The organism is Magnetococcales bacterium, from assembly GCA_015228935.1.
Lineage (GTDB): Bacteria > Pseudomonadota > Magnetococcia > Magnetococcales > DC0425bin3 > HA3dbin3.
The window spans coordinates 1-9,137 of sequence record JADGCO010000136.1; the positions used below are offsets into that span (position 1 = coordinate 1).

The following is a 9,137-nucleotide window of genomic DNA, read 5'->3' on the forward strand; positions in this document are numbered from 1 at the left end:
TTCCCGCCATCCGACAGGATGCGGGCAACCTGACTTCTGATGAAATCATTTCCCTGATTGCGATACATTGTTCTTCCCTGTTTCTGGTCACGAAAAACGACCGGTACCCGGCGCACAAAACGCCATGACCGGTCACCACGACAGTTTAAAACTATTCGTGGCGGGTTTATATCACACCGGTCTGCACCTCTTCAATAATTTTTTTACAAAAAATTTCAAAAAAGTGTTTTTCGAAAATGACAGCCCAGTTTTTCAAACGTTTTTCAGTGGAGGAGCTGAATGGTTACGCTGGTACCGATGGGATGTGGCACATGTTTTCCTAATGTTTTTTCAAGAATCACCGATTTCCACCAAAGGCAGAAGGGCACCGATCCTGGCACCCTGACCCAGGCTCGATTCGATAAACATGTGTCCTCCGTGCCGGGCAATAATGGAATAACAGAGCGATAAACCCAGGCCGGTCCCTTTCCCGAATGGCTTGGTGGTAAAGAAGGCATCGAAGGCCCGTTCCCGGGTTTTGGCATCCATGCCGCAACCGTTGTCGGCCACCTCCAGCCGCACGGCACGACCCTCCCGGCGCGTGGACACGACGATTTCCCGCTCCCGATCCGTGACGGTATCCAGGGCATCGGCGGCATTGGCAATCAGGTTGATGAGAACCTGCTGCAATTGACTGCCCGAGGCCGCCACGGCCGGCAAATCCCGGTCGGGATCCAGCCGCAGACGAATCTTGCGCAGGCGTTTGTCGAAACGCATGAATCGGGAACTGCGCTCGACCAGGGAGTTCAAATCCAGGAGTTGTCTCTCCTCGTTTTGCGGCATGGAAAATTCCGCAATATCCCGGGTAATATCGGTCAAACGCTGGATTTGTTCATTGACCAGGGTCAGCAGGGAGCGATTTTCCGCGTCCAACTGGTCGCTGACATCCTGGAGTGAGTCCAACAGGCCGATGATGGCGGTAATGGGATTGTTGATTTCATGGATGATCCCGGCCGCCAGGGTACCGATGGAGGCCATTTTTTCCTGCTGATAATTCAGACGCCTGGCCTCATCCAGGGTCTTTTCGGCTTTTTTCCGTTCGCTGATGTCGCGCATGGTGGCGATGAATTGCGAGCGGCCACCGGTCCGCACATGGCTGACGGACAGTTCCATGGGAAAAACGGTGTCATCCTGGCGTTTGCCTGTCACCTGTTTGTCCACGAACAACTCGCCACGCAAATCGTGGTGGCCATACTTGCGGCTTCTGGTGTCCAGATCCCAGTAAATCTGCAAATAACCAGCGTGTCGTTCCCGATGGGGTGAGGGAATCAGTTGCAGAATGCTCTGCCCCAGAAGCTGCTCCATGCTCAAGCCAAACAAGGCGGTCATGGCGGGATTGGCGGATTCCACGATCAGATTGGCATCGGTGGTGACAATCCCTTCCACGACATTTTCCATGATCGTGCGCAGGCGGGCTTCGCTGATGCGCAGGGATTCCGTGGCGTGTTTGAGTTCGGTAATGTCTTCCTTGACGGCCACAAAATGTGTCACGCGACCATCCTTGCCGCGAATGGGAGAGATGGATGCCAACTCCCAGAAATGTTCACCATTTTTGCGGCGATTGAGAATTTCACCCCGCCACTCGCCACCCCGGTTGAGGGTTTCCCACATTTCGGCGTAGATTTCCGGAGACATCTCTCCGGATTTTAAAATATTGGGATTTTTGCCAATCACCTCGGCATGGGTATAACCGGTCACCAGGCTGAACTTGGGGTTGACATATTCAATGCTGCCGTCTGTGTTCGTGATGATCACGGAGACCGGACTTTGTTCAACGGCCCGGGAGAGCTTGCGCAATTCGGCTTCGGCCATCTGACGGTCCAGAATTTCTTCCTTGAGAACCTTGTTGGTCATTTTCAAGGTTTCTGTGCGTTCTTCCACCCGTTGTTCCAGGGTTTCATTGATTTGTTGGACCTCGATCACGTATTTTTCCAGGCGGACATGTTGTTCCCGGATGATCTGGGCCGCCCGGCGGATGATGGCATACAGGACCAGATACAGGGCCACAAACAGGGCACCCACACCCATGGCCAGATCTCGCTGGGTTTCGCTCAGGTGTTGCAACAAAGGGGTCAGATCATAATGCAATTCGATGACACCATGAATCTCCCGCTCCTGTTGCAACGGCACATGACTGACGATCATGTCCCGACCATCGATGATGTCATTCTGGGTGCCAAACCAGCGATGTGGAACAAAATGGGTCGTGACCCGACCCTCCATGCCGGCAATAAAGCCTTTACTGGTTCTCTGGTCCCTGCCAATCTGGGTTGCATCGGTCGAATAGATGGCCATGCCGTCCTGGTTGTAAATCCGGATATGGACCACTTCGAGATTGCCCATCAGTTTTCCGATGAGTTGGTTCAGATAGGGAATCAGGGGATGCTTGCGCAGCTCCTCTTCGGTCAGCATGGTTGATTGTTGCAGGAATCCTTTCAGGCTTGGCCAGAGGGTATTTGAAAATACTTTGGTTAATGTTATATTTTGGTTTTCACCCATGTGGAGCAGCGAATCCCGTTCCAGCTTGTTGACAAAGACGCCCAGAAACCAGGCCACGAGGGCGAGAGCGATCAAGCTGGTCAAGGAAAAATATCGTTGCAGTTTAAACATGTTTTGGTTTTTCATGGCATGTATCTTGCGCTATCTTTCTTCCGTTTTTTGCAGGTATATTCACTGACTGCGGATTTTTACTCGAAGACTCGGAAGTTCAGGGACAAAGGGGCAGGAATGAAATATTTCCCGAAAAAATATTGGGTTATCCTGTCGGGAGTGGTGCTGGCCATCTCCTGTGTTGGCGGGCCGACACCGCCACCGCAAACCAAGGTGGAAGCACCGCCACCTCCAGTGACGCACCGGGTATTGGATGCGCCTGTACCGTCAACCTCAAGTATTTCCTCTATCCCTCAACCAGAAAATTCCCTTTCTCCCGCCAAGGGGACACCCGGGACCGGCTCAAGTTCAGGTCAGGGAAGCAGCGAGGGAATTACCATGCAGGGGGTCAATCGGGTGCAATTCATTCCCCTGGGGGAGGATGGCATTCACGATCCTGAATCCCCTGGTCTCAAGAACCTGCAAAATCCAGCCCACTCTCTGGGCGTATTTCCTCCTGGTCAATGGGGTGAAGTGGATTGGATGCGGGCATTGCTGGGGGGACATGTCAAACCCCGCGCCGACCTGGAAGGCAAGGGAGACATGCAACTCCTTGACTTGAATATCATCATGACCAATACCAAAGCCATGCCCCATGTGCGTTTTCCCCACAATTCTCACACCCAGTGGCTGGCTTGCAGCAATTGTCACCCGGAAATTTTCAAGCCGGAAAAGGGAACCAACAACATCACCATGGAATCCATCTTTCGCGGTCGTGCCTGTGGTACCTGCCATGGGAGGGTGGCTTTTTCTGTTTATATTTGTCAACGTTGTCATAGTGTTCCGCATGAAGGGTCACCCGGGAAGTGGTGGTAGTCAGACCTTTCCTTCTTTTTCGGCCTGCTCAATGATCCAGGCCTTGATCATCGTTTCGGCCATTCTGTAAGAGGCTATCTAACTTGTTGATTTCAAAAAACGAATGAAAAACCGGGAGGGAGGTTCAGGAGGAAGCGGCTCTGCCCTTCCTCCTGGCGGGGTTTGGGGCTTAAGCCCCAATAAAATCTTTCTTTCCAATTATTATTTCCGAGTGTTGATGGACAGCTTCTTGGAAATCGGCAGATTGCTTTCCTGAAACCAGGAATCGTGTTAGAATTTTTCCCGCTTCCGAGAAAACTGAGTTAACGCTGTCCGCACGGACATGGCATTGTCTGTCAGGCGTTAGTATCATTCAATCTGCATTCATCGTTGCCGGGTACCCAGGCCAGCCATGTCGAAAATCATTGTTGCCATGTTTTCATGCGCTCTGTTTTTGGGAGGATGCACCGTGACTCCCCCAGCAGCCATCACCCCCACTGCGGAATTGCCGATTTTTGCGGTCAATGAGGGAAAGGTCATTTCCAGACAGGATCTTCTGGCTCGTATGGGCGAGGCCAGAGTGATTTATCTGGGTGAAAAACATGACAATCCCACCCAGCATCAGTTGCAAAGGGAAATCATCCAAAATCTGGTCGAGATGGGCAAACGTCCAGCGATTGGCCTGGAATTTTTTTCCCGCGCCCAAACCAGTTGGTTGCTGAATTTTACCGAAGCAAAACAATCTCCCATGAAGGGTTCTGCCGCCGAGTCCTCGCATGCTTCTCTGAGCCATGAAGGAGAATCATTGCGGCAACGACTGGGGTGGGAACAGCGTCCGGAGTGGGATTTTTACTATCCCCTGATTCTGGTAGCCCGGCACAAAAAATTGCCGGTTTTTGGTGCGGATCTGCCCCAGGGCATGCGTTTTCATATCACCCGGGTGGGCATGAGTGGCATCTCCCCTGTGGAGAGGGCGTTGATTCCTTCCACGGGCTTTGTCCACGAAGATTATCGGCAACTCATGCAAAAACAGTTATCCGAGGCCCACTGTGGTGCTGCGGCACCGGATCTGCTTGACCGGCTTTATGCCACCTGGGTTGCCCGCAACGACACCATGGCTGCCTCCATCACGGCCATGCTCAAGGAACTCCCTTCCTCTGAACCGATTGTCATGATTCTGGGGGCCGGCCATGTGGCGCGTGACATGGGTGTCCTGGAGCGGGTGGCTCATCTCAATCCCGGTGTTCGCCAATTGAATCTGGGCTTCAAGGAGATCTCCGCATCGCCTGCCACATCCGATTTTGCAACGTATCAACAACCGGTTCAGGTCGGCAATACCCGGTTTGCGCCGGAACATGGGTATCTTTGGTTCACCCCTCCGGCCCCCGCCACGGATGCCCCGGACCAGGATCCTTGCGCCCTGTTTCGCAAACGGCATCCACCGGTTTCCGAAAAGCCTTCTCCGTCCTGAGATGGCTGTTCAGGCCAACTTTTTCAGCCAAGGCGCAGCCAAATAAAGGACTGTTTCCACAATCGACAGAAACTGTTTTCCCAATTCCGGGAAAGACGGGAAGACTTTACAAGCGTCCATGTTTGTTACACACTGTTATCGAAAGCAAAACAGGGACGGTATATTTGTTGCTTACCCATTGTTCCCACTCTGATTTAATGGCAACCACGACTCCAGGAGGTTGACAACGTGGTCATGCGACGTTTACGGCGAATGCAACTGCATGTGGTCCTTTCGTTTCTAGGCATCATGGCTGTATCGATTCTGGGAACCTGGTACCACCGCCAGATTCATACACGACAAACGTTGGAGATGGGTGAAGAAAAAAATCTCTCCCTGACCCAACTCATGCAGAATGCGATCCAAGCGACGCTGGGTGATTTTCTGGCCAGATCACGCACCATGCCAGCCATGGATTTGGCCAGGGATCCGGTTGTTTCCCTCCTGGATAAACAGATTCGGAGTTTGATTGCCGACCTCTCGGTGGTCAGAGTCAAGATTTACAACCTGGATGGCATGACGATTTTTTCCACGGATCCGAAGCAGATTGGTCAGGATCAGAGCTGGAACCCGGGTGTGATCAAGGCCAGGGATGGGTTTCCAAACTCTGAAGTCATTCAACGCAAGATGACCGTCTCCTATGATGGCAATATCGAAGAACGATCCCTGGTTTCCAGTTACATTCCCATGCGGGCAACCGGCCCCCATGAGTCCGTGCCCGGCATCATTGAGGTCTACAACGATATAACTCCTCTTATAAATCATATTCATCATTCGCAATGGCAGGAAACCATTGCCCTGTCATCGATCCTGATCATTCTGTATCTGGCCTATGTCCTGCTCGTGCGTCGTCTGGATCGTACCATTCGCACTCATGAGCGTGACCGTCGCCGTCATCTTCAGGAAATCGAGAAACATAACGAAAACCTGGAAAACCGGGTCCAGGAACGCACCAGTGAGCTTTCCGCAAGCAACCTGGCGCTACAAACCGAGGTTGCCGTGCGCCGCCAGGCCGAAAAAGAGTTGTGTCTGGCCGCCACCGTGTATCAAAACACCCAGGAAGCCATTGTGGTCACTGACGCCCGGGGGATCATACAATCCGTCAATCCCGCTTTCAGCCATATGACCGGGTTCTCGGCTGAAGAAGCCGTTGGTCAGGGAATGAACATTCTGAAATCCGGCCGTCATGATGCCGACTTTTACAAGGAGTTGTGGCAGACCCTGGAGACCCAGGGTCGCTGGCAGGGAGAAATCTGGAACCGGCGCAAAAATGGGGAAATTTATCCCGAATATACCAGTATCGGTGCCATTCGTGATGGTGCAGGCAGGATCATCCAATATGTGAGTATTTTTTCTGACATTTCAGCGCGCAAGGAGTCGGAGGACCGCATTCAGTTTCTGGCCCATCATGATGCCCTGACGGGTCTGCCCAATCGTGTCCTGTTGCAGGATCGCCTGCTCCGGGCGCTCTCGTTTGCCAATCGTTTCGAGCATCTGGTTGCGGTCATGTTTCTGGGTCTGGACCGTTTCAAGATGATCAACGAATCGGTGGGTCGCCATCATGGTGATCAGTTGTTGAAAAATGTGGCGGCACGCCTCGCCAAATGTTTGCGGGATGAGGATTCCATCTCACGGGGCACCGGCGATGAATTCATCATTTTGGCCAGTGGGTTGCTGGAGGTCCGCAATGTTCCTGTCATTGCGGACAAACTCTTGTCAACGTTCAAGGAACCCTTCCAGATCGATAATGAAAGTTATTTCCTGGGTGCCACGATTGGAATTTCCCTTTTTCCAATGGACAGTCGGGATGGTGACCAGCTCCTTAAAAATGCCGAAACCGCCATGCACCGCGCCAAGGATCAAGGGCGGGGAGGCTATCAGTATTATACCGAGGAGATGGGACTGGTGTCAGCCAAGCGCGTCACCATGGTCAATAAACTGCGGCGCGCCATCGATAACAACGAACTGCTTCTCTATTACCAACCGCAGATTGAAGTGGCTACGGGTCGTCTGGCCGGTGTCGAGGCCTTGATCCGGTGGAGAAACGAAGAACTTGGCCTGGTTTCGCCACTCTCCTTCATTCCTCTGGCCGAGGAAACCAATTTGATTGTACCCATCGGTGAATGGGTTTTGCGCACGGCTTGCCAGCAGGCTGTGATCTGGCAGGAAGCCGGCTTCCCGCCCATGAAGATGGCCGTGAATGTCTCAGCCAAGCAGTTGGCCGTTGGCAATTTTGCCGATACAGTGGCTTCTGCCTTGCGCGATACGGGTCTGCAAAGCAACCAATTGGAAGTGGAGCTGACCGAAGGTTTGTTCCTGGCCGATGTCAAAGACACCATCGATATTTTTGATCAGTTGAAGGGCATGGGGGTCACGCTTTCCATCGATGATTTTGGAACCGGCTACTCTTCATTAAGTTATTTGAAGCGGTTCCGGGTTCACACCCTCAAGATTGACCGGGCCTTCATCAGGGACATCATCACGGATCCAGATGATGCCGCCATTACACGCACCATCATTGCCATGGCCTCCAGCCTGAACATGCAGGTGGTTGCCGAGGGTGTGGCGGCGGTTGAGCAACTTGAATTTTTAAGGTCTTTGGGTTGCGATTATGTACAGGGTTTTTTGTTCAGCCCGCCGGTCGGCAGTGATGAAATCACCTGTTTTCTCGAAGAGGATCGGATGTATCGCAACAATCCAGACAATCCAACCCCATCTCCGGCCTGGGTCGGACACGGCAAGGAGAAAATCATTCCCTTCAATTCCAGATTCGGGGGTCTGGAAAGTGAAATATCTCTACCTGTCACGAAAGGAGACCTGTTGCCATGATCATGTGTACCTCGGGGGATAAACTCATCATGTGTCGCAGTCGCCAAACTGCGCACTCCTGGACGGCTCTTTCACTCATTTCTGCGGCTCTGATCCTTGCGGGCTGTGTCTCGGATAAGCCGGAACCGGCCCTTACCGGCCAAGCGTCTGTCGTCCAGGAACCGGCCCCTGGGTCTCCCCAGGCCAGCGATAAAACAGGTGCTGCCAAGCCAAAAGCAGGTAAAAGTGCCGGTTTTAAAAGCTGGATAGGCAGAAATCAGAAAGAATTGGTCAAGGAGTATGGACAGCCGCAACAGACGTTGGATGTCACCCTGGTGGGGCGTCCGCCATCCGAAGCCTTTCTGTATGATATGAAGGATGGTGCCGGTTGCCTGCATGCTTTTGTCATGGTTGAAAAAACCGGGGAAATCATCGACTATTTCTGTCGATGATTGGATAATACTGAAAGAACGGGGGAAGTCTGCGTCTGCCATTGAAAGCAGACGCAGATTGAACTTATCATGCCGGATTGCAATAAAGTCTACAAGTTGGGAAGAAGGATTTTATCGGGACTCTGCTCCTGAAAAACTGGAATGGAGGTCCAGGAGGAAGGGCTGTGCCCTTTCTCCTGGCGGGGTTTGGGGCGGAGCCCCAAGAGTTGATGGACAGCCTCTTACATGCAGAATCAGGCGATATATGAAAAAAGATTTTTATTTTGGGTCTGGAATAATTTATGAAGCGTTGAATCATTGCCTGATGGTTTCCGATTACTTAAACCGGACAGGCCCTGTAGGGTCTCATTGAACACACTGCTGCCTGTGTATTTTTGGAACACTCCTTGATAGGAATCCATCGTGCCACGGAAGAGCGAGAGATTGATCTTGTCTGGACTCCAGGTATCGCTCCACTCTTCCGGCATTCCTCCCCTGGCGCGGGATTGACTCAGGGCCATGCCGAGGGGTGAAAAAGTCACGAGATCGCGACCAAACGCCGTTTTGGCGGAACTGGGCACCTGAACCGAACTGTTCAATCGGATTGCCGACTGAATTTCCAGGATCGGGTCAACAGGGGTGATCATATCATCATATCCATATGAAAAAGATGACGAATACCTATCCTGACTTTACACCACGAGCGGCTTCATGTGCAAGCGAAAAAACAGGACGACCCGCCTGAACGAACAGTTCTTCTGTCCATGACCATCAAAGCGATCCTGTTCGCAGATACGGTTCACCAGAGTGTGACAAACGTCGATCAGGAGTAACTATTCAGCCTCCCCACTCAAAACGTTTGAAAAACTGGGATGGGGGTCCAGGGGGAAGGGCTGTGCCCTTCC

General features: G+C 52.3%; 6 protein-coding genes. 4 read left to right on the forward strand and 2 right to left on the reverse strand.

Features of this window, described 5'->3' with window-relative positions:
• Positions 1-330: 330 nt before the first annotated feature.
• On the reverse strand, positions 331-2,649 hold the full coding sequence (locus HQL65_19085) for a PAS domain S-box protein (GenBank protein MBF0138341.1): 2,319 nt from the start codon (positions 2,647-2,649) through the stop codon (positions 331-333).
• Positions 2,650-2,766: 117 nt separating this feature from the next.
• Here HQL65_19085 and HQL65_19090 point away from each other — a divergent pair, with 117 nt between their 5' ends.
• From HQL65_19090 to HQL65_19105, 4 genes are all read left to right on the forward strand, one after another.
• Positions 2,767-3,504, forward strand: coding sequence for a hypothetical protein (locus tag HQL65_19090; GenBank protein MBF0138342.1), 738 nt, complete (start codon positions 2,767-2,769; stop codon positions 3,502-3,504).
• 448 nt (positions 3,505-3,952) lie between these two features.
• Positions 3,953-4,954 (forward strand): ChaN family lipoprotein, encoded by a 1,002-nt coding sequence (locus HQL65_19095; protein ID MBF0138343.1) that lies wholly within the window; start codon positions 3,953-3,955, stop codon positions 4,952-4,954.
• Between the two features lie 228 nt (positions 4,955-5,182).
• Positions 5,183-7,822, forward strand: coding sequence for an EAL domain-containing protein (locus HQL65_19100; GenBank protein MBF0138344.1), 2,640 nt, complete (start codon positions 5,183-5,185; stop codon positions 7,820-7,822).
• Positions 7,819-8,253 (forward strand): hypothetical protein, encoded by a 435-nt coding sequence (locus HQL65_19105; GenBank protein MBF0138345.1) that lies wholly within the window; start codon positions 7,819-7,821, stop codon positions 8,251-8,253. Before HQL65_19100 ends, HQL65_19105 begins: the two co-directional genes overlap by 4 nt.
• 233 nt (positions 8,254-8,486) lie before the next feature.
• Here HQL65_19105 and HQL65_19110 read toward each other — a convergent pair whose 3' ends face one another.
• A complete protein-coding gene (locus HQL65_19110; GenBank protein ID MBF0138346.1) occupies positions 8,487-8,879 on the reverse strand; it encodes a hypothetical protein in 393 nt (130 codons plus the stop codon).
• Between the last annotated feature and the right edge of the window lie 258 nt (positions 8,880-9,137).

Excerpts from the sequence above, each read along its gene's own strand:
- HQL65_19085 (MBF0138341.1), bottom strand. The coding sequence starts at position 2,649 with ATGTTTAAACTGCAACGATATTTTTCCTTGACCAGCTTGATCGCTCTC.
- HQL65_19090 (MBF0138342.1), top strand. The coding sequence starts at position 2,767 with ATGAAATATTTCCCGAAAAAATATTGGGTTATCCTGTCGGGAGTGGTG.
- HQL65_19105 (MBF0138345.1), top strand. The coding sequence starts at position 7,819 with ATGATCATGTGTACCTCGGGGGATAAACTCATCATGTGTCGCAGTCGC.
- HQL65_19110 (MBF0138346.1), bottom strand. The coding sequence starts at position 8,879 with ATGATCACCCCTGTTGACCCGATCCTGGAAATTCAGTCGGCAATCCGA.